The organism is Microbulbifer echini (assembly GCF_041447225.1).
Classification (GTDB): Bacteria; Pseudomonadota; Gammaproteobacteria; order Pseudomonadales; family Cellvibrionaceae; genus Microbulbifer; species Microbulbifer echini.
Window position 1 is genome coordinate 96,235 of the sequence record NZ_JBGMEL010000013.1, and the last position, 19,425, is coordinate 115,659.

Consider the following 19,425-nt stretch of genomic DNA (forward strand, 5'->3'; position numbering starts at 1 on the left):
GATGCCGGGTGATGCGCAAGTCTTTTCTTGTCGTTGAATTCAAAGAAGCGCTCTGCGAGAAAAGTTGGAATTTTAGCGATGTCATTAAACCCGAAGTATTAAATGTGGTCGCTCATCGAGAATCAAATTCGTAGGGATACCCCAGAGGATGGCGGAGATTATTCAGCGGATTTTTAGCGGTTATTAGAGTGTTCAAGTGGCTGTGGGGCACGGGGGCGAAGCGATAAATCAGTATATTGCCCAACGGAAAACCAGAAGAATACACAGAGTGCGATAATTGTTGTGCCGAGGGTAAAGTAGTGTACCCACTTGGGTTCTGGACCACCGGGCAGCAGGTGCCCCTCTTCGACGCTGCGCCGACGGTTTAATACCAGCGCATAGAAAATGACGGTGGTAATAACAAAAATCAGTGACCAGCGTGTTTGCTGGCCATCTGATCCCACCAGAGCCACCAGACAATAAATCGCGGCGATCAGCAGAATAACGGTAAATAGCGTGTATTGATGCCGAGGCATTTTTCCGTAGGCGAGTATCCTAAGCGCCACGGCCGAGTAAATATAGGGAAGCAAGGTCATGATGACCGCCACCGAGGCAATTTTGCCAAATTGTTGGCTGGCACTGGGGGATATCGTGGCGAGCACCAGCAGGGACATCAGGATTGCCACCAGCGTTAAACCCGTGGAGGGCACTCCTTTGCGGTTGGTCCTTGCAAAGAGACTGGAGAACAGACCGTCATCCGCTGCGGCCTTGGCAGACTGACCCACCAATAGAATCCAGCCGCCCAGTGAGCCGATACAACCAATGGCCGCGCAAATGGCGACAATATTTGCCGCGGTATTGCCCAGTGCCAACCGCGCGGCATCGGCAAAGGGCGCGGAAGAAGCGATCAGCGCTTTGTTGGGCAGCATGCCCATAATGACTGAGGAACTGAGCACATAGGCCACCGATGCCAGCAGCACACCGCCCACGGTGGCAATAGGTACATTGCGGCTAGGGTTTTTCACTACAGCGGCGGATACCGAGGCCGTCTCCACGCCGATAAATGCCCACAAGGTAAAGGTGAGCGTGGCCATGACCGCGCTGGTATCGTTCTTTCCGGAGACATTCCAGCCCGCGCTGAATGTCTGGCTGTCGAACCAAAACCAGCCGAAGAGTGCGGTGCCGAGAATTGGGATCAGCACCAGGCTGGTGGTGAGCGACTGAATACGTCCAACAGTGCGGGGCCCGAGGATATTTGCATAGGTGAGCAGCCAGATGAGCGCTATTTGAGCCAGGGCAAAGGTAAGGGGGTCTTTCAAGGGTGGGAAGAAATGGGTGATGTAGCCTAATCCGGCAGTAATCAGCGCGACGTTACCAATCACATTGGCGAGCCAGTACACCAGGTTGGTCTGGTAGCCAATATAGTCGCCAAAGGCTTTGCGCGCATAGGCATAGGGGCCTCCCGCGGCGGGGTCCAAGGCGGCGAGTCGGGCAAAAACCAATGCCAGTGCGACGGCGCCGACAATAGTGATCAGCCAGCCGATCAGGGAGATGCTGCCCACATTCGCCAGATTGGCCGGCAGCATAAAGACTCCGGAGCCCATCATATTACCGGCCACCATCAGGGTAGCCGGTAGCAGACCAATCTTAGCGCTCTCGGGGTTACAGGGGGCTATGGCGCGGCCTCCCGGCGCAGGGCATAAATGTGGTAACGCCCATCGCGCACCTCGACACCATGGTTGTCATGGCCAAAGCCGGGAAATTCCCGATCAAAAGATTCCAGAACTTGTAGGTACTCCAGCGCGGGGCTGCCCGCTTGGCCGAATTTTTCCCCTGGCATCAGCAGGGGAATGCCGGGCGGGTAGGGAATAACACCCGTTGCCGCAGTGCGCCCAGCGAGTAGGTTGAGGGGAAGCACTTCCACATGGTCGCGCACCAGGGCCTCATAGGCTTGCACTGGGCTGCAATCTACGTCGGGCAGGGCGGAAAAGCCGGCGGACATCTTCGCGGTACTGCGCAACTCTTTCATACGGGCAAACATTTTTTGGGCGAGGTCGCGCAGACCCAGTTCGGCATACATGGGGTACTTGGCCAGGAGGTTTGGAAGACATTGGCTGAGGGACTGGTTGGCATCGTAATCGCGTTTGAAGGCAAGCAGGGCGTTGATCAGGGTGCCCCATTTGCCCTTGGTAATACCAATGGAAAATAAGAACAGGATGGTGAAATCCGTCGTTTTTTCCACAATGATCCCGAGGTTGTCCAGGTATTTACTAATGATGCTGGCGGGAATGCCCCGGTCTGCCAGCTGGCCATTGCGCTGCATACCGGGTGTAGTAATAGAGACCTTGATGGGGTCGAGCATACAGTAGTTCTTTTCCAGCTGGCCAAAGCCGTGCCAGGAATCGCCGGGATTTAACAGCCAGCAACTGGCTTCATTGCAGAGGAGTTCTGCAGGTGCGCTGTGAAAGGCGTGTTTGTGCCCATTTGATGGATCTATCACCCGGTCCGGTTGCCAGCCGTCAAAAAACCACTCCCCTTTGTCGTTGTACTCTCGCTTGAGCCGCGCCAATACCTGGCGAAAGGCCACCGCTTCGACGATGGACTCGCCGGTGAGTGCAGTGCCTCCGGGCCCGTCCATCATTGCCGCACTCACATCGTTGGAGGCCATGATGGAATACAGCGGGGAGGTGGAGGCGTGCAGCATGAACGCTTCGTTAAAGCGGCCGTGCTCAATGGGGCTGCGCCCGTCACGAATATGGATCATGGAGGCCTGTGATAAAGCTGCCAGCAATTTATGGGTGGACTGCGTGGCGAATTTTGTCGGGCCATTGTGGGACTTCGGAGCGTCGCTGTCGTACATGGCGAAGCGGTCCCGATAAATGGGGTTAAAGCGCGCATAGGCGTACCAGGCTTCATCAAAATGCAGCCGGTCAACGGACTCGCCCAGTAACTCCTCGACCCGGCGTACGTTGTAGCAGAGGCCGTCATAGGTGGAATTGGTGATCACCGCATGCACGGCACGCTGGCTGTCGGCAGTGCTCGTCAGGGGGTTGCGCTGAATGGCTTGCGCTACCGCGGCCTCCGTTAGCTGATCTGGGGGAATCGGGCCGATCAGGCCGTAGTGATTGCGTAGCGGGACCAAATAAGTGGGGATGGCACCGGACATGGTAATGGCGTGCTCTACCGATTTGTGGCAGTTGCGATCGCATAGGGCCAGTTGTCCGCGGGTCACTGAGGCCATCACAATCACGCGGTTGGAGGTGGACGAGCCGTTGGTGACATAGTAGGTGCGGTCGGCGCCGAAAACCTTTGCCGCATAGCGCTCCCCGGCGGCGATGGGCCCGGTATGATCGAGCAGTGAACCCAGTTCTGTCACAGATATAGACAGGTCAGAGCGCAACATGTTTTCGCCGTAGAAATCATAGAAGGCGCGGCCCGCTGGCGATTTTAAAAACGCGGTGCCGCCGGTGTGGCCGGGAGTATGCCAGGAGTATTCATGCACACGGGCGAAGTGGGTGAGGGCGGCAAACATCGGTGGTAAGACGGCATGGCTGTAGCGCTCGATCGCGCCCTGAATACGTCCACCGATAAAAGTGGGGGTGTCCTCCAGTATCCAGATAAAGTCGTTGGCCAGCTCCAGAGCGCGGCGCGGCATATTGCTGACGGTTTCACGGTCGGTGAGCAGGAAGACCGGTAACTGCAGATTGCGGGCCCTGAGCTGTTCCAGCACATTGAGTGCAGGAGGATTACCGCAGCCGGGCAGGTCCCAATTGAGTAGCAGGCACTGGATCGCCGAGTTGGCGCGCAGCATGGCACCGGCGTCGTCGCTGGAGACCGTGGTGATGAGGTCGATGCGACGCTGGGCCAGCTCCTCTTGCAGGCGTGCGGCGGCGCGACCCGGTGCGCTGTTGCTGACGATTTCGCCGCTGGCGAGCAGGGCCAGCATGGTACTGGACACTGGTTTTCCGAGCTGCTGCATGGGCTTCCCGCTTGGTTTAAGTCTCGGGCGCGTCAGGGCGGCCGTTTTATCGCAGGAAGTTGTCTTTCAGTAAATCGATTACTTCATCTGCGCGCCCGTTGAGTATGGCTTTGAGCCCAAATAATGCCGTAGAGGAGACCTGTTGCGCGGTTACTTCGGGGGGCATGACCAGTTCCAGCCGATTGACGGTAACGTCCAACAGAGCCGGTCCCTCAGCCTCGAGCCAGCGTTTCATGGCGCTTTCGAGGTCCCCGGCTTTCTCAACCTGCTCTCCTTGAATACCAATCAGTTCCGCCAAACGGCCGAAGTCGGGGTTCTTCAGCCCAGTGTAGCTATCCAGCAATCCCTCGATACGCTGCTCCATTTCCACGAAGCCAAGGGAATGGTTGTTGAATACCAGCAGCTTTAGGGGGATTTTTTCTTGAACCAGGGTCAGCAAGTCGCCCATTAACATGGTCATGCCGCCGTCGCCACACATGGCGATTGTTTGACGCCCCGGATTGGCCTTGGCCATACCCAGGCCCTGTGGGTAGGCATTGGCCATGGTGCCGTGGGACAAACTGGTGAGAAAGGAGCGTTTGCCATTGGCGCGTAAGTGACGCAGCAGCCATACCATGGGCGACCCCCCATCGGCAGTGAAAACGGCTTCTTCGCTCGCCAGCTTGTCCAGGGTTTGGGCGACAAATTGGGGGTGAATCAATTTGGGGTCGGGTTCGTGGCCGCGCTCCTGCAATTGCTCCAGGTCTTTTTGATAGCGTTCGAGCAGATCCTCCAGGAATTTTTTATCGCTCCGCTCTTTTAGTTTCGGCATCAGTGCTTCTACGGTCGCACCCACATCCCCCACTAGGCCCATGTGGATCGGGGTGCGGCGCCCCAGGTGAGAGGCTTGGATATCTACTTGGATAATGGTCGCTTTTTCCGGGTAAAACTGGGTATATGCGAAATCGTTACCCAGACACAGCAGCAGGTCACAGGTCTGGATGGCACGATAACCGGCGGGGTTGCCGAGAATGCCGTTCATACCCACATTGCAGGGGTTGTCGTACTCCAGAAACTCTTTGGAGCGCGTGGTATGAACGATTGGGGCGGCCAAGTGCTGGCCCAGTTTTACTACCGCATCGTGGGCAAATCGGCAGCCGATACCGCCGTAAATAACAATATTTTTTGCCTGGTTCAGTTTGTCCGCCAGTGTGTCGAGCTCCTCGTCCGCTGGGCGCGTCAACCATTTAGGGCGGTGCACCGACCAAGGAAGGGAATCTTTGATCTTGGTTTTGAAAATGTCACCGCTGATCTCTACAACCGCAACGCCGCGTTGGTTGAGCGCTGCCTGGGCCGCCAGGCTAATAATACGGCGAGCCTGTTCCGGGTCGGAAAGGGTTTCGCAGTACACTGAGCACTGTTCATAGAGCTTGATTTGATCGACATCCTGCGGAAAACCCAACCCCTGTTCCGCGCGGTCGATACGGGAGGCAATCAACAACACCGGTGCGCCATTGCGATGACTCTCGAAGATACCATTGAGAAAATGCAGGCTACCGGGACCGGCGGTACCAGCACAGACACTCAGCTCACCGCTCAGATAGGACTCACCACCGGCGGCGAGGGCGCCCACCTCCTCGTGGCGAACGTGTACCCACTCCAGCTTGGACTGGCGTACGGCAGAGGTGAAATGGTTGATGGTATCGCCGACGATGCCGTAGCAGCGCTTTGCGCCGGCCTTGACCAGGGTATCGACAATAATCTCCGAAACGGTCTCCATGGAACTCTCCAAAATTAGGCGGGTGTCTACAAACGACGCAAGGCGGTGTGGTCGTCATGGGCCAGTTTTACGGCGGGCAGGAATGAGTTGGCCTGCGCGGCGCGCCACCAGTGCCCATAGGACGTCTCCTTGGGCGCATCTATCAGGGCTTTCTCTTCAAGAAAATGCCAGATGCGATCGATCGGGTAAGACTCGGTGCCGTTGATACGGTGGTAAAGATGGTAGGGCTGTAAATCCCGCGGCTCGGTTAAACCGGCGGCAGCGATAATATCCCCCAGGGCCTCCAGGGTTTTTGCCTGGAATGCTGCGGCGCGCTGACTCTGAACATCCACGACCAGCCCGCGCTGGCGCCGGGGGTCCTGAGTGGTCACGCCTGTGGGGCAGGTGTCGGTATGACAGCGTCGTGACTGGATACAGCCGATAGAAAACATAAAGGGACGGGCGGCGTTGCACCAGTCGGCCCCAATCGCCAGGCAGGCGGCCAATTCTGAGGCCGAGTAGATTTTGCCGCTGGCGGCCAGGCGCACTTTATCTCGCAACCCGGTGCCCACCAGGGCATTGCGCACCACGATTAACCCCGGTAAAAGCGGCATACCCACATGGTTGGACAGCTCCAAAGGGGCTGCGCCGGTGCCCCCTTCCGCGCCATCTACAACGATAAAGTCGAGATACTTCTCGGTTTCGAGCATCGCTTTCATAATGGCCAGGACCTCAAAAACCTGGCCCACGCACAGCTTGATACCTACCGGTTTCCCGCCGGAGAGGGTGCGCATTTGATCGGCGAACTCGAGCATTTCAATGGGCGTTGAAAACATTGAATGGGCGCGCGGAGAGACGCAGTCCACCCCCGGTTGCACCTTACGGGTTGAGGCGATTTCCTGGGTGACTTTTGCTCCGGGTAATACACCGCCATGGCCGGGTTTGGCGCCCTGGCTCAGCTTAATCTCCGTCATTTTTACCTGGTCATCGCAGGCTTCGCGAAAAAGGTCGGGATCAAAACTGCCGTCCTCCCGGCGGGTCCCGAAGTAGCCACTCCCCAATTCCCACACCAGATCACCGCCGTGCTTGCGGTGGTAAGGGCTGATGCCGCCCTCTCCGGTATCGTGATAGAAGCCCCCAATCGCGGCGCCTTTGTTCAGAGCTTCGATCGCTGCGGCGGAAAGGGCGCCAAAACTCATGGCGGAAATATTTAATAGTGTGGCCGAATAAGGTTGGGCACAGCGGCCGGAACCCACTTCGATACGGGATTTTACATCGGCATTCTTGGCGGGATTAATGGAGTGTGTGAGCCACATATACTCCTGGCTCTGCACATCCAGCTCGGTGCCAAACGGGTGCATATCCGGATAGCCCTCGGCACGGGCATACACAAGCCGCCGAGCCTCATAGCTAAACGGCTTGCCCTCTTCGTCTCCCTCCACCATATAGGCGCGAAAATAGGGGCGAAGATTCATAAATATCCAGCGAATGCGCCCGGCCACGGGAAAATTGCGTGTCAGGCTCCAGCGGGGTTGGAGCATGTCATAAATTCCCAGTAGTACGAGAAACAAGCTGAGGAGAAGTGCGATCACCCACCAGGCATCGACTGCGATGGTGAGTATTAGAAATATCGGAGTGAGAACTAGGGCGGTCACCGGAATGATCGCGCGTTTGATGCCGTTTCTACTGGCGTAGGCGCGCCAGGCCGTGGAGATGATCATAGTGAGCTCATTACATGGAGTTCCGATAATGAACCTAGATCATCGAGCGCGCCTTTGCTGCTATCGCTCCTCGATCTGCCGCAAAACAGGCCTCTCCAGGTTTGAATCTTGTTAAATCTTTCCTTATGGGCATGTAAATTATGCTCTCGGGTTGTTTACCCTTGATAAGTGCAGTTCGCTGTTTATTTCTGAACACGGTAGGACTGCAATACTCGGTGAGCGTTACCTGGCAAAATACTGGCAGAAAAAAGATGGATTGGGCGTTCATTGGAGAGAATCATGCTTTCGCTGTCGCAACACAAGGGGGTCTACTCGGTGGATTTATGCAGAGATCAAGTTGGATATATTTGATGTCTATGGCATGACCGATGCTCGGATAAAACAATTTTTTGACTCAATAGAGTAATGCGCCAATTGTGCTGGCGTTGGACCAACTACTGGAGTTCAGTCTGGGCGTGGATAAATACAGTTTCTTGGCCAAATGCCGACACATTATTACCGATGGAATCGGCTTGTCACTGGGGGAAAGCAAGCACGGGCAGGTGTTGGGTCCCATGTTCTTCAGGAAAATCTGCCCCTGATTGGTGAGGAAACTTGAGCGGAAAAATTACAGTGCCTATATAGGGAAATACTGTTTGTCGTACGAAGGGCATACGCTGCAGATTCAACTGGCTCCATGGGAGCATCGGCATAATTTTCCACCCCCTTGCACCTGCGGGTTGATTTCCTGAATACGGAGGTACAGCACGAGGGGTTGCAGGCGATCTATAACGATGCGTCCTCGGGGTCGATCGTCATAAACGAAAGAAGACAAATACGCTCGATCAATCTGCCCACCGGAATTACCCCTTATGGCCTTTATTTATCCATGGCGGCTTATGGTGGAATGCTTCACCGCAATTTTCTCTACAACGCTCTCGGCTTTAGTCGAGGTACCACGCAAAAACGTAGTGACCGCTGGCGCTGTATTTTAGTGAGGGGGGTATTAGGGCGGGTTTCAAGCCGTTGGGCTGAATGACTTACTGTGCGCCCGTAATTGGCCGAACAGTTTGCCTGGGTAGGGCTGAACGTTCATCGTCTCTCACCTAGCTGGCGATGGCCGGCATACGTTCGCGCGAGTGGGTCTCTATTGCGGTGACAACGGCATAGTCATTCAGTTCAAGGAGGATTTCATCCAGACTGAGAAGTTGCCAGCAGGCTCTTGCTCCGGCCTTAGTGGCTTTGTCGTGGAGAAACTTTCGTGCGAGGGCGGCAGCAGGCGCCGCCGCAATCCAGGGGCCATCACCATTCAACCCGAGCACTTGCCAGCAGCGTGTAGCGGTTTCCCCATGATCGTTTTCGCCCTCGGCACGGACGATCATACCGCCATGGGGGGTGCCCCCAGGCCAGCGGTCAGTGATCTTGTGGCCCAGTTGGGCGAGACGCGCACTGGTTGCTGGTAAGTGAAGGCGCGCCAGTTTGGCGCAGGCAGACAGGCCGAATTGCAGGGGGAGTGGCTCCAGACCTGTGGCAAAGCGGGCGCTGTGTAATTCCGGAAAGTGCTTTGGGCAGAGTTCAAGGTCGGGCACGTCAAAGTCGCATAGCCAGCGTTTGCCCACCGGGTGAGCCAGGGTGATGGGACGGAGATTATTTCCCGCGTGAGATTCCCGCCAGTAGCCGCGTTGCAACTGGGGGAAACCGTGGCCGAGGGATTCAAAACCTGCGCGCACGGTAGCCAGGCCACGGTCGATGCGGTGTGCTGGCGCTATAGCAATGTCCACCGAATGGATCACGGGCAACTCCCGCTGGATTTCCGCGAGTGCGGCGGAGCTCAAGCCGGGCAGGCTGCTGGCACCGGAGACCATGGCGATTCCCGCCGCCTCTGCGGCCGGAGACAGGCGGTGGAAATCGCAGACAAAACGGCGTCCATCGGAAATGTCAATATAGGGAGTGCGGGATTCAATACAGGCTTTGGCAACCCGATAATCACTTTCGCTTTGAAAAGGCCCGGCGCAGTGGATTAAAAGATCCAGATGCAGCGCTTTGAGTTGCGCAGAGAGGTTGATGGCATCACGCTCCAGGCGCAATCCCTCGGCGGGCTCACCAAGGTGTTCGGCACATTGGTCCGCCAGGGTCTTATTGCGGCCGGCAATAATCAGCTGGATATTGGGTTCGGAACGCAACATATGCGCGATGCATGCCCCAAAGTTTCCGTAGCCGCCAAGTATCAATACGCGTTTGTTCAGGTTGTTAATCACCTGGGTCGCTCTCCTCTCCCCTGAGGTCAGAGGGGATCATGCAATGAGGGGATGGCGTAAATCAAGCGAATCTTGATTTCAGCGGTCAGCCGATCAGGTCGTCGCTGTGATTCATTGGGTACAGTCAAGACGCCCAGCCTAAAAGAGCATATTCCTTGATGTGTGATGCATAAGCGCGGGGCGATCACGCTTTTTTTGAGAATTTGTGAGCAGCAGTTATTCATCAAAAGGTTGTGAAAAAGGCTATTTTTTCTTCTTTCGCCGCCATTGGCCGCGCCACGGAATGGATGGCTGCCTCTAATAAGTGGCACTGTCAGCGGCTAAGCTGGGGGGGCTTGTATATTATTTATACATGTCTTTCAGTGTTTGGCGCAGACTTTTCTCAGGGGAGGCAAATATGCGGCAAAATGGTAACTCCCGCATTTTAGTGTTGGGTGGTGATGGCTTCTGCGGCTGGCCTACAGCTTTGTATTTATCGCGCAAGGGTTATGCTGTCACTATCGTGGATAACTTTTCCCGGCGCCGTATCGATGAAGAGTTGGGGGTGGAGTCGCTGACACCGATCGAGAGTATGGGGCAGCGTTTGCAGTGCTGGTGGGAGATGACCGGATTAACGATTGATCTCCTCAAGCTGGATTTAGCCTGTGACTTTGAGCCTTTGGTTGAATTGATTGCTGAGACCAGGCCCGCCGCTATTGTCCATTTCGCTGAGCAGCGCGCCGCTCCATACTCAATGAAATCCTCGCGCCACAAGCGCTATACCGTTTCCAACAATATCAATGCCACCAATAATATACTCGCTGCCGTGGTGGATGCTGGCGTCGATAGTCATATTGTTCATCTCGGCACTATGGGGGTCTATGGGTATGGCTCTGCGGGTATGAAAATCCCCGAGGGTTACCTGGATGTAGAAATTCCACTGGATAATGGCCAGCGGATTTCCCAGCAGATTCTTTACCCGAGTAATCCGGGCAGTATTTACCACCTGACCAAATCCCAGGATCAGCTGCTCTTTGCCTACTACAACAAAAACGATGGTATGCGAATTACAGACTTACACCAGGGCATCGTGTGGGGTACCCAAACGGTGGAAACCTCCCTGGATGAACGTTTGATCAACCGCTTTGACTACGATGGCGATTACGGCACGGTGTTAAACCGCTTCCTGATGCAAGCGGCTACCGGGCATGAATTAACGGTACATGGCACTGGTGGGCAAACCCGTGCTTTTATTCATATTTCCGATACCGTGCGTTGTATCCACCTGGCGATAAGCTCCCCGCCCGATCCCGGTGAGCGGGTGCGTATCATGAATCAAATGACCGAAACTTATCGGGTGCGCGATCTCGCCAGAATGATTGCGGATGCCAGTGGAGCCCCGGTGGCGTTTGTCGATAATCCTCGCAATGAGGCTGCAGAAAATGAATTGTTTGTGGAGAATGCCCGCCTGTGCAAACTGGGATTGAAGCCGACCTATCTCGCTCAGGGGTTGATGGAGGAAATCTCCGAAGTTGCGGAAAAGTATGCCCATCGCTGCAATCCAGAGTTGATACCCTGCCGCTCCTATTGGCGTACCGGTAATGCCCCCCAAGAAGGTGCTGACACAGCGCGGACCCCTCATCTATGTCGGGTATTAGAGGGGCCCCCAAGTTTAATTCGGCCTGCGGATGGCTAGAATTTCGCGGCTAACTGGAGAAAGACATGGCGGGCTGGGAGGATTCTTCGAAGGTACCCCTGTCGATAACTGAGCAGGGTATCTATAACTTGAATCACCGCAAGTCCTTGGCGGATTTGATTGCACGCGCGATGCAGATTAAAGGCGACTTGGATGTCGAACTGTTTGAAAAAGCCGTGCCAGGGATTGTAAATACGTATCCTATTTTTCGCTGTCGTTACAAAGGTGAACCGGTTGTTCGCAGTCTTGGCGATGTAGAGCTGGACTATATGGATATTCGCCACATGAGTGTGGCCCACATTACCAGCTTTCTACGACAGTTCAGTAGTTCCCCCATGGATTTGGGATCGGACCAATTAATTGGGCTAAGCCTTTTTCGTACCGGTGAAGATGAATATATTTTCCTCACCAAGTGCCATCACATTATTACTGATGGTATTAGTCTGTCATTGCTTTGGGCTGAATGCCTGACGGCCTATCTGAGTATGTCGGCGGGCAAAGTTAATGAATCCCAAGTGCAAATCACGGATTTTTCCGACTATGTCAATTTTGAGGAGATGTACCTGGAGTCAACACGCGGGCAAAAGGCATATTATTACTGGCGAAATAAGTTGGAGTTGCAAAGGGAGGCGGTGGAGAAGGCCTCCCACGAAGAAATAGCCTCGATCATTTGCGCTGAGGTGAATCACAAAATTGAGGGGGGGGAGTTTGCACAAATACAGGCCAATGCTAGCGCCGCTCAGGTGAGCCTTTTTGCCTACTTATGCGCCGCCTACCAGCTCACCTTGTGCGAATTTTTACATCACGACTTTTGGATGAACACCAATCTGTCGCTGCGGTTGAAGCGCGAACACCGGTTTATTTTGGGTCCCATGTTCCGCTACGCCAATTTAGCGGTTTGCCGGAATGAAACCTGGGAGGAAAAACTGAATCGCCTTTCAGTAGAGATTAGGCGGGCAATTCGCAGTGCTTACGCTGCCGACTCCATTGGCCCCCACGGCAGCATTGGACACGGACTAAATGCTTCCAATTGCTTCCTGATTACTTTTCTTCAGGCAGAAGAGCATCAGGAAGGGTTCACTGCAGTGTATACGGGTGAAATATCGGATTGGGTGACGGTAAATGATCAGTTAAAAATACGCACGACGCCTTTGCCTACTCGCCTGACCCCTTACGGTATTTACCTCTCATTGGCGGTGTTTGGCGGTCAGCTGCGCGCGAGCTTTATCTATAATGTGAACTGCTTCAGCGGCGAACTGGTGGAGAGCATAGTGAATCGTTGGCGCATGCGTTTGATCAACGGCTCGGGGGAGAAAATGCCCTCCTTGTAAGAGGCACTCTTGTGGGCCTCGCCAGGTCTCAGCCACTAAAATCCTATAAATTTGTAGTAGTGTCCATGCCTCGATGTGCTTTTGTTACCCTCGTTAATAGTCAGGACTATGTGATCGGTGCTGTTGCCTTGAAGCGTTCCCTGGAGCGGGTGGCAAGTATTTTCCCTTTGGTTTCCATGGTGGTTGCGGACAATGTCGACACGGCGCCACTTGAGCAGTCCGGGTGTCTGGTGCGGGAAGTCCAAGCTCCGAATTTTTCTGCGGGCTTTATCCAGCGTCACGGGCGCGAAGGGCTCCATCAGCGGGCTCCATTCGATTGTGGAACAAAACCCCAATTCCATATTCCGCTCAATAATTTTTGTAAGTTAGCGCTTTGGCGCCTGGCGGAATATGACAAAGTTGTGTTTCTGGATGCGGATATTTTAGTACTGCGCAATATTGACCATCTGATGGAGTATCCGCAATTTTGTGCGGCGCCCAACGTGTATGAGGGGTTGGATGGGTTCGCGCGCATGAATTCCGGTCTGTTTACCGCCGTGCCCAGTGAGACGACTTACCGTAAAATGCTCGCATTGCTGGACCGGCCGGGCGTTTTCTGGCGGCGTACGGATCAGACGTTTCTACAGGAATTCTTCCCCCGTTGGCACGGCCTGCCATATATCTACAACGCTTTGCAGTATCTCTATCTGAATCTGCCGCAAATGTGGTTGTGGAGCAGTATTCATGTCATCCACTACCAGTATGAAAAACCCTGGCAAGCACCGCATGCCAAAACCCAGCGGCTTAAGCCGCTGATCGAGTTGTGGTGGGCGGTGAATCAGGGCCGTGATATCAGCGCAAGAATCGATCAGCTCGCCCGTGAGCAGCGCCAGTCAGCGGGTGGTGTTCTGTGATGATTGGTATCACCGGTGCCAGTGGCTATGTGGGGCAATTCATTGTCCGTTATTTTCTCGATCACGGTTACCGAGTGCGGGCGCTTTCGCGCACGGGGCGCAAGTCCGGTTTATTTCCCTGCGCAACGAGTAGTGGCTTTGAGTGGGTTGCGGGGGATATGGCCGATCGCCATATTTCATCGAAGTTTGTGCGCGGGCTGAATGCCGTGGTGCACTGCGCCTATGACCACATACCGGGTCGCTATCGCGGTGGAGAGGGGAAAGATCTCTCAAGATATCTCGAGTCCAACCTGAACAGCACATTGGGACTGATGCAGGAAGCGCATTCAGCGGCCGTGGATAAGTTTGTTTTTATTTCCAGCAGGGCGGTGTATGCCACCGGGCATTTGCGCGGCAGCCTCTACGAGCATCAGGCGGCGCGCCCGGAGACTTTTTATGGGGCCTATAAGTCTGCGGTGGAGGCGATGGTATCCGCCTGGGCTCAGCAGCGCCAATGGCATGCGGTATCTCTGCGCCTCACCGGCGTGTACGGCGTGGTGAATCCCCTGGAGCGCAGCAAGTGGTATGACATTGCCCGCGCGGTTGTCAGCGGCAAACCCTATACGAAGGCCAGGGCAGCGACTGAAGTGCACGGTGAGGATGTTGCCAGGGCAGTGGAGCTGGTGCTTTCTGAGGAGGATGCCAAGGGGCAGGCGGTAAATTGTAGCGATCGCCTGGTGACGTATCGTGAGGTGGCGGAGATTCTTCAGTCTATGATGGGGAAACGCAGTCCCCTCCCGCCTGAAGCCGAGGGAGAGCCACCAGCGGCAATGGACTGCGCCTATTTACAGGGCAAGGGGTTTCACTTTGGTGGAACGGAGCGCCTGCACCATAGCCTGCGTCTACTGGCAGAAGCCGTGCAGCTGGAGCGGCGGCTCTACCAATAGTGCAGGGGTTGGCACTGCGGGGATCAGCCGATCGGCCAGTGCATTAATTCCAGTGAATCTTCACTCGCCTTCAGGCACCAGGCATTACTCTCCCAATCCCCCAGTACGATGCGCTCCGCCGGAGAGCCGTTGAGGGTGAATGGGTGGCGACCGGGCCTGTGGGTGTGGCCATGGATTATTATGTCCACGTCCTGTTCAGCCATCACTCGCTCCACTTCCTCAGGGGTGACATCCATGATGTCTTCTGCCTTGCGGCTGTTCATGGCCTTTGAGGCGGCGCGGATTTGTACGGCGATAGCGCGGCGTTCCTGTAGCGGTTTGACTAATAATCCCTGCTGCCAGGCGGGGTCTCGTGCCTGGCGCCGGAAAGTCATGTATTCCTCGTCGCGGGTGCACAGGCTATCGCCGTGCATCAGCAATACCCGGTGGCCCGCAAGCGTGAGGCGGGTTGGATCTTGCAATAACTCCGCCCCCGCGCGCTGGGCGAAGTCGTTACCGAGCAGGAAGTCTCGATTGCCGTGCATCAGGTACAGTTTTGTCCCGGTGCCACTGTAACGGTCCAGCTCCCGCACAACCTCATCGATCAAGGGGGTATCGTCGTCATCGCCGATCCAGGCCTCGAAGAAATCACCGAGTATATATAGTGCTTCGGCGCCGGCGGCCGGGCCGCGCAGAAAATCAAACAGGGCCCGAGTGATCTCCGGACGGCTCTCGTCGAGGTGCAGATCGGAAATAAAATAAATAGACAATGTTCCCGCCTTAGAGTCTGTGTGGACTCGTAAAATTACTTGTCTGCGTAATCGTCAGAGATGCTGATGCTGGTGATTTCGATGCTTTCCAGTGGGACGTCCTGATGAAAACCCTTGCTGCCAGTTTTTACGCTTTTGATCTTGTTGACCACGTCCATGCCTTCGGCTACTTTGCCGAATACACAGTAGCCCCAGCCCTGGGTGTCTTTGCTGCGGAAGTTCAGGAAGTCGTTGTCCTTCACATTGATGAAAAACTGAGAGCTGGCAGAGTGCGGATCCATGGTGCGCGCCATAGCCAGGGTACCGGTGTCATTCTTCAGACCGTTGTCGGCTTCGTTTTCAATGGAATCGCGGGAGGCTTTTTGTTCCATGTCGGGGGTCATGCCGCCGCCCTGAACCATAAAGTTATCGATCACCCGGTGGAAAATGGTCCCAGTGTAAAAATCATCACGACAGTACTGCAGGAAATTGGCTGCAGTCTTGGGGGCCTTGTCGAAATCCAGTTCGATAGTGATATCTCCGTGGGTAGTGTGCAAGGTGATCATAAAATGTCCTATGGGGGTTGATTTTGGCCGGCATGATACCTTTTCGTCAGGAGGTGTAAAACGCCGAGTCGCGATATCATAATGGATTGTCTAAAAAGTGTGCGCCATCGGCGAATTTCCCGGTTTGGCGCTTTGTTAAAGAGGATATTCTGTGGCTCAACTAGGGTATAATTCGCCGTTTATGTTCGCACAGCTGTAAATAAGAGAATCCTATGACATCCGAGAGCAAGCCCGCTCACTTTTTACAGAACCTTATTCGCGAAGACCTGGCAGAGGGCCGGGTATCCCAGGTGGCAACGCGTTTTCCACCGGAGCCGAATGGATATCTGCATATTGGCCACGCCAAATCCATCTGCCTCAATTTTGGTCTGGCACAGGAATTTGGCGGCACCTGTAATTTACGCTTTGATGACACCAACCCGGCCAAGGAAGAAGAAGAGTTTGTCGATGCGATTAAGCGCGACGTCTCCTGGCTGGGTTTTGAGTGGAACGGCGAAGCCAAATACTCCTCGGATAACTTTGACCAATTGTACCAGTGGGCCCTGCACCTGATTAAAGCCGGCAAGGCCTACGTCTGCGATCTATCCGCCGAAGAGGCTCGCCACTATCGCGGCACGTTGAAAGAACCGGGCAAAAACAGCCCGTACCGCGATCGCTCCGTAGAAGAGAACCTGGCGCTGTTTGAGAAAATGCGCAATGGCGAGATGGAAGAGGGTCAGTGCAGCTTGCGCGCCAAGATCGATATGGCCGCGCCCAATATCAACCTGCGCGACCCGATTATTTACCGCATTAAGAAAATGGCGCACCACCAGACTGGTGACAAGTGGTGTATCTACCCCAGCTACGATTTCACCCACGGCCAGTGCGATGCGATTGAAGGTATCAGCCACTCCATTTGTACCCTGGAGTTCGAGGATCACAAGCCGCTGTACGACTGGTTGATCGAGAACCTGCCGGTGCCTTCGCGTCCACGCCAGTACGAATTTGCCCGCCTGCACCTCAACTACACCGTGGTGTCCAAGCGCAAGCTGAAGCAGCTGGTGGATGAGGGGCATGTGGATGGTTGGGACGATCCCCGTATGCCGACGTTGTCGGGTATGCGCCGCCGCGGCTTTACGCCGACTTCTATTCGCAACTTCTGCGAGATGATTGGTGTAACACGATCCGACTCCGTAGTGGACGTCGGTATGCTGGAATACAGCATTCGCGATGACCTGGACAAGAATGCACCGCGCGCTATGTGTGTGATGGAGCCTTTGAAGGTCACCCTGAAGAATTACCCGGAAGGTCGGGAAGAAATGCTGTCCGCACCGGGCCACCCGGTACGCGACGATCTGCCGGCCCGTGAACTTCCCTTTGGCCGCACTCTCTATATTGAGAAAGAGGATTTCCGCGAAGAGGCCAACAAGAAGTACAAGCGCCTGGTGCTGGGCAAGAAAGTTCGACTGCGCAACGCCTATGTGATTTTTGCCGAAGAAGTGGTCAAAAATGATGCCGGTGAGATTGTCGAGGTGATCTGCTCGGTAGATCTCGACAGTCTGGGTAAAGACCCGGCCGACGGCGTCAAACCGAAAGGCGTGATCCACTGGGTATCTGCGGTGAACAACGTGGAGTGTGAAGTGCGCCTTTACGATCGCCTGTTCAATGATTCCGCTCCAGATGCCGGCGGTAAAAATTTCCTCGATTGTGTTAACCCGGACAACCTGCAGATCCTCAAAGGTTGTAAGGCGGAAATCGGTCTGGCCAAGGCCGCGCCGGAGCAGGGTTACCAGTTTGAGCGCAATGGTTACTTCTGTCGCGACAGCAAATATGGCAGTGCAGAGGTGCCGGTGTTTAACCGCACCATTGGCCTGCGCGACAGCTGGGCCAAAGAACAAAATAAGTAACCAAACACTTCATTGCCCGAGTGGCAGTTTTGGCGGGCGGGCCAATGATTGGCCCGTCCCAGACAGTAAAAGAATTCGAGAGAAGAAATGCCTCTACAGGTCTACAACACGTTTACCGGGAAGAAAGAACCCTTTGTACCACTGGTGGAAGATCAGGTGCGCATGTATGTGTGTGGTCCCACCGTGTACAACCGCGTGCATATCGGCAATGCCCGCCCTGTAGTGGTGTTCGATACCCTTTACCGGATGTTGAAGCGAAATTTCAGCGATGTGATTTACGCGCGCAATATTACCGATATTGACGACAAGATCATGAAGACCGCAAGGGATAACGGTGAGGAAATCGGCGTACTATCGGCGCGTTATGCGCAGGCTTACTATGAGGATATGGCCGCGCTCAACAACCTGGAGCCGGATATTGTCCCCTACGCCACCCAGCACTTGCCGGAAATGATCGCCATGATCGAAAGCCTGCTGGAAAAGGGTCATGCCTACGCCGCTGAGGGCCATGTGCTGTTCGCGGTGGAATCCATGGAAGAATATGGCCAGCTGTCCAGGCGCTCCCTTGACGATATGCTCGCCGGTGCGCGGGTCGAAGTGGCACCTTACAAGAAATACGCCGGTGATTTCGTACTGTGGAAGCCCTCCTCAGAGGCGGAGCCGGGCTGGGACAGCCCCTGGGGCCGCGGTCGTCCGGGTTGGCACCTGGAGTGCTCGGCGATGATCAAGAAGCACCTGGGCGACACCATTGACATTCACGGCGGTGGTCGCGATCTGACCTTCCCACACCACGAAAACGAGCGCGCTCAGAGTTGCTGCGCCAATGGTGTGGATTTTGTGCGCTATTGGATGCATAACGGCTACGTGAATATTGATGGCGAAAAGATGTCCAAGTCCCTGGGCAACTTCCGCATGGTCAAAGATCTGCTGAGCCAATTCCCCGGTGAGGTATTGCGTTTCGCACTGCTGTCGGCCCACTACCGCTCCGAGCTGAATTTTAGTGCGGACCTGCTGGATCAGGCTTGGCGCACCCTGGATACCCTCTACGGCGCCCTACGTGAAACCGAAGCGGTTGAGGCCGAAACCGCGGACTTGAGCGGCAGTGCTTTTATCAAGGCGTTGGAAGATGACCTGAATACGCCTATCGCCATCAGTGAGCTGCACCAGATTGCCCGCGACCTGAATAAGGCAGAAGATGCCGATAAGCCGCGTCTGAAAGGTTTGCTACTGGCTGCCGGCGATATGCTGGGCATCCTTCAAGAGGACCCGGAAGCCTGGTTCAAGCAGGCCCGCGGAGGCGAGGAATTGATTTCCGCGGAAGAAATCGAAGCCCTGATCGAAGAGCGAGTGCAGAGCAAGAAAAATCGTGACTTTGCCCGCGCCGATGGAATTCGTGAGGAGTTAAAATCCAAGGGTGTGGCTCTCGAGGACAGTCGCGAGGGTACCAAGTGGCGCCGGGAATCATAGAGCGTCCAACATTTGCCTAAAGGTTTCTCCCGGGTTTGTCGCTTTGTGGCTACCGGTGAGAAAGTGCCATTCGAATTCCATTGGTAGAAGCAGACTATGAAAAAAGTACTCGTCCTGATCAGTTCCGCGGTAGCCCTTGTCGCTCTCACTGCCTGTGAGCCCAAACGCGGCTCCGATGCCTGGTGTGAGAAAATGGATAAAGTGCCCAAGGGGCAGTGGACGCTTGATGATACGGGTGATTACACCAAATATTGCGTCTTCAACCAAAAGCCAGAAGAAGAATAAGCAGGCATCCAGTC

General features: G+C 55.0%; 14 protein-coding genes. 7 read left to right on the forward strand and 7 right to left on the reverse strand.

Going from position 1 to position 19,425, the window contains the following annotated elements:
- Positions 1–173: 173 nt before the first annotated feature.
- The 5 genes from adiC to ACCI51_RS13855 all read right to left on the reverse strand — a co-directional run bounded on the left by adiC (position 174) and on the right by ACCI51_RS13855 (position 9,654).
- The gene (adiC, locus tag ACCI51_RS13835; RefSeq protein ID WP_299583096.1) at positions 174–1,655 is read right to left on the reverse strand and encodes an arginine/agmatine antiporter; all 1,482 of its coding nucleotides are present in this window, start codon (positions 1,653–1,655) and stop codon (positions 174–176) included.
- Complete coding sequence (locus ACCI51_RS13840) at positions 1,652–3,937, reverse strand: Orn/Lys/Arg family decarboxylase (RefSeq protein WP_371844121.1); 2,286 nt, start codon at positions 3,935–3,937, stop codon at positions 1,652–1,654. Before ACCI51_RS13840 ends, adiC begins: the two co-directional genes overlap by 4 nt.
- Positions 3,938–4,004: 67 nt before the next feature.
- Positions 4,005–5,717 carry a thiamine pyrophosphate-dependent enzyme gene (locus tag ACCI51_RS13845; RefSeq protein WP_371844123.1) on the reverse strand — a complete coding sequence of 571 codons (1,713 nt, stop codon included), beginning with the start codon at positions 5,715–5,717 and terminating at the stop codon, positions 4,005–4,007.
- A 26-nt stretch (positions 5,718–5,743) separates the two neighbouring features.
- On the reverse strand, positions 5,744–7,417 hold the full coding sequence (locus ACCI51_RS13850) for an FMN-binding glutamate synthase family protein (RefSeq protein WP_371844125.1): 1,674 nt from the start codon (positions 7,415–7,417) through the stop codon (positions 5,744–5,746).
- Between the two features lie 1,085 nt (positions 7,418–8,502).
- The gene (locus ACCI51_RS13855) at positions 8,503–9,654 is read right to left on the reverse strand and encodes a saccharopine dehydrogenase family protein (protein ID WP_371844127.1); all 1,152 of its coding nucleotides are present in this window, start codon (positions 9,652–9,654) and stop codon (positions 8,503–8,505) included.
- A 397-nt stretch (positions 9,655–10,051) separates the two neighbouring features.
- Here ACCI51_RS13855 and ACCI51_RS13860 point away from each other — a divergent pair, with 397 nt between their 5' ends.
- The 4 genes from ACCI51_RS13860 (at position 10,052) to ACCI51_RS13875 (ending at position 14,479) form a co-directional block, all read left to right on the forward strand.
- Complete coding sequence (locus tag ACCI51_RS13860; RefSeq protein WP_371844128.1) at positions 10,052–11,329, forward strand: NAD-dependent epimerase/dehydratase family protein; 1,278 nt, start codon at positions 10,052–10,054, stop codon at positions 11,327–11,329.
- 26 nt (positions 11,330–11,355) lie between these two features.
- Positions 11,356–12,660 carry a condensation domain-containing protein gene (locus ACCI51_RS13865; protein ID WP_371844129.1) on the forward strand — a complete coding sequence of 435 codons (1,305 nt, stop codon included), beginning with the start codon at positions 11,356–11,358 and terminating at the stop codon, positions 12,658–12,660.
- Between the two features lie 65 nt (positions 12,661–12,725).
- Positions 12,726–13,553: a glycosyltransferase gene (locus tag ACCI51_RS13870; RefSeq protein WP_371844130.1), complete on the forward strand. Its 828-nt coding sequence runs from the start codon at positions 12,726–12,728 to the stop codon at positions 13,551–13,553.
- Positions 13,553–14,479 carry an NAD-dependent epimerase/dehydratase family protein gene (locus ACCI51_RS13875; protein ID WP_371844187.1) on the forward strand — a complete coding sequence of 309 codons (927 nt, stop codon included), beginning with the start codon at positions 13,553–13,555 and terminating at the stop codon, positions 14,477–14,479. The genes ACCI51_RS13870 and ACCI51_RS13875 overlap by 1 nt, the downstream gene beginning before the upstream one ends.
- A gap of 23 nt (positions 14,480–14,502) precedes the next feature.
- Here the strand turns inward: ACCI51_RS13875 and ACCI51_RS13880 are convergent, their stop codons facing one another.
- Together ACCI51_RS13880 and ACCI51_RS13885 are read right to left on the reverse strand one after the other, a co-directional pair.
- Positions 14,503–15,228, reverse strand: coding sequence for a UDP-2,3-diacylglucosamine diphosphatase (locus tag ACCI51_RS13880; RefSeq protein ID WP_371844132.1), 726 nt, complete (start codon positions 15,226–15,228; stop codon positions 14,503–14,505).
- A gap of 35 nt (positions 15,229–15,263) precedes the next feature.
- Positions 15,264–15,773: a peptidylprolyl isomerase gene (locus ACCI51_RS13885; RefSeq protein ID WP_299582984.1), complete on the reverse strand. Its 510-nt coding sequence runs from the start codon at positions 15,771–15,773 to the stop codon at positions 15,264–15,266.
- A 212-nt stretch (positions 15,774–15,985) separates the two neighbouring features.
- Between ACCI51_RS13885 and ACCI51_RS13890 the strand changes: the two genes are divergently transcribed.
- From ACCI51_RS13890 to ACCI51_RS13900, 3 genes are all read left to right on the forward strand, one after another.
- Positions 15,986–17,659 (forward strand): glutamine--tRNA ligase/YqeY domain fusion protein, encoded by a 1,674-nt coding sequence (locus ACCI51_RS13890; RefSeq protein WP_371844134.1) that lies wholly within the window; start codon positions 15,986–15,988, stop codon positions 17,657–17,659.
- 87 nt (positions 17,660–17,746) lie between these two features.
- Positions 17,747–19,126, forward strand: coding sequence for a cysteine--tRNA ligase (gene cysS, locus ACCI51_RS13895; RefSeq protein ID WP_371844136.1), 1,380 nt, complete (start codon positions 17,747–17,749; stop codon positions 19,124–19,126).
- 96 nt (positions 19,127–19,222) lie between these two features.
- On the forward strand, positions 19,223–19,411 hold the full coding sequence (locus tag ACCI51_RS13900) for a DUF3012 domain-containing protein (protein WP_299582993.1): 189 nt from the start codon (positions 19,223–19,225) through the stop codon (positions 19,409–19,411).
- Positions 19,412–19,425 lie beyond the last annotated feature (14 nt).

Excerpts from the sequence above, each read along its gene's own strand:
- ACCI51_RS13860 (WP_371844128.1), top strand. The coding sequence starts at position 10,052 with ATGCGGCAAAATGGTAACTCCCGCATTTTAGTGTTGGGTGGTGATGGC.
- ACCI51_RS13845 (WP_371844123.1), bottom strand. The coding sequence starts at position 5,717 with ATGGAGACCGTTTCGGAGATTATTGTCGATACCCTGGTCAAGGCCGGC.
- ACCI51_RS13885 (WP_299582984.1), bottom strand. The coding sequence starts at position 15,773 with ATGATCACCTTGCACACTACCCACGGAGATATCACTATCGAACTGGAT.
- ACCI51_RS13900 (WP_299582993.1), top strand. The coding sequence starts at position 19,223 with ATGAAAAAAGTACTCGTCCTGATCAGTTCCGCGGTAGCCCTTGTCGCT.
- ACCI51_RS13875 (WP_371844187.1), top strand. The coding sequence starts at position 13,553 with ATGATTGGTATCACCGGTGCCAGTGGCTATGTGGGGCAATTCATTGTC.
- ACCI51_RS13870 (WP_371844130.1), top strand. The coding sequence starts at position 12,726 with ATGCCTCGATGTGCTTTTGTTACCCTCGTTAATAGTCAGGACTATGTG.
- ACCI51_RS13890 (WP_371844134.1), top strand. The coding sequence starts at position 15,986 with ATGACATCCGAGAGCAAGCCCGCTCACTTTTTACAGAACCTTATTCGC.
- ACCI51_RS13865 (WP_371844129.1), top strand. The coding sequence starts at position 11,356 with ATGGCGGGCTGGGAGGATTCTTCGAAGGTACCCCTGTCGATAACTGAG.
- ACCI51_RS13850 (WP_371844125.1), bottom strand. The coding sequence starts at position 7,417 with ATGATCATCTCCACGGCCTGGCGCGCCTACGCCAGTAGAAACGGCATC.
- cysS (WP_371844136.1), top strand. The coding sequence starts at position 17,747 with ATGCCTCTACAGGTCTACAACACGTTTACCGGGAAGAAAGAACCCTTT.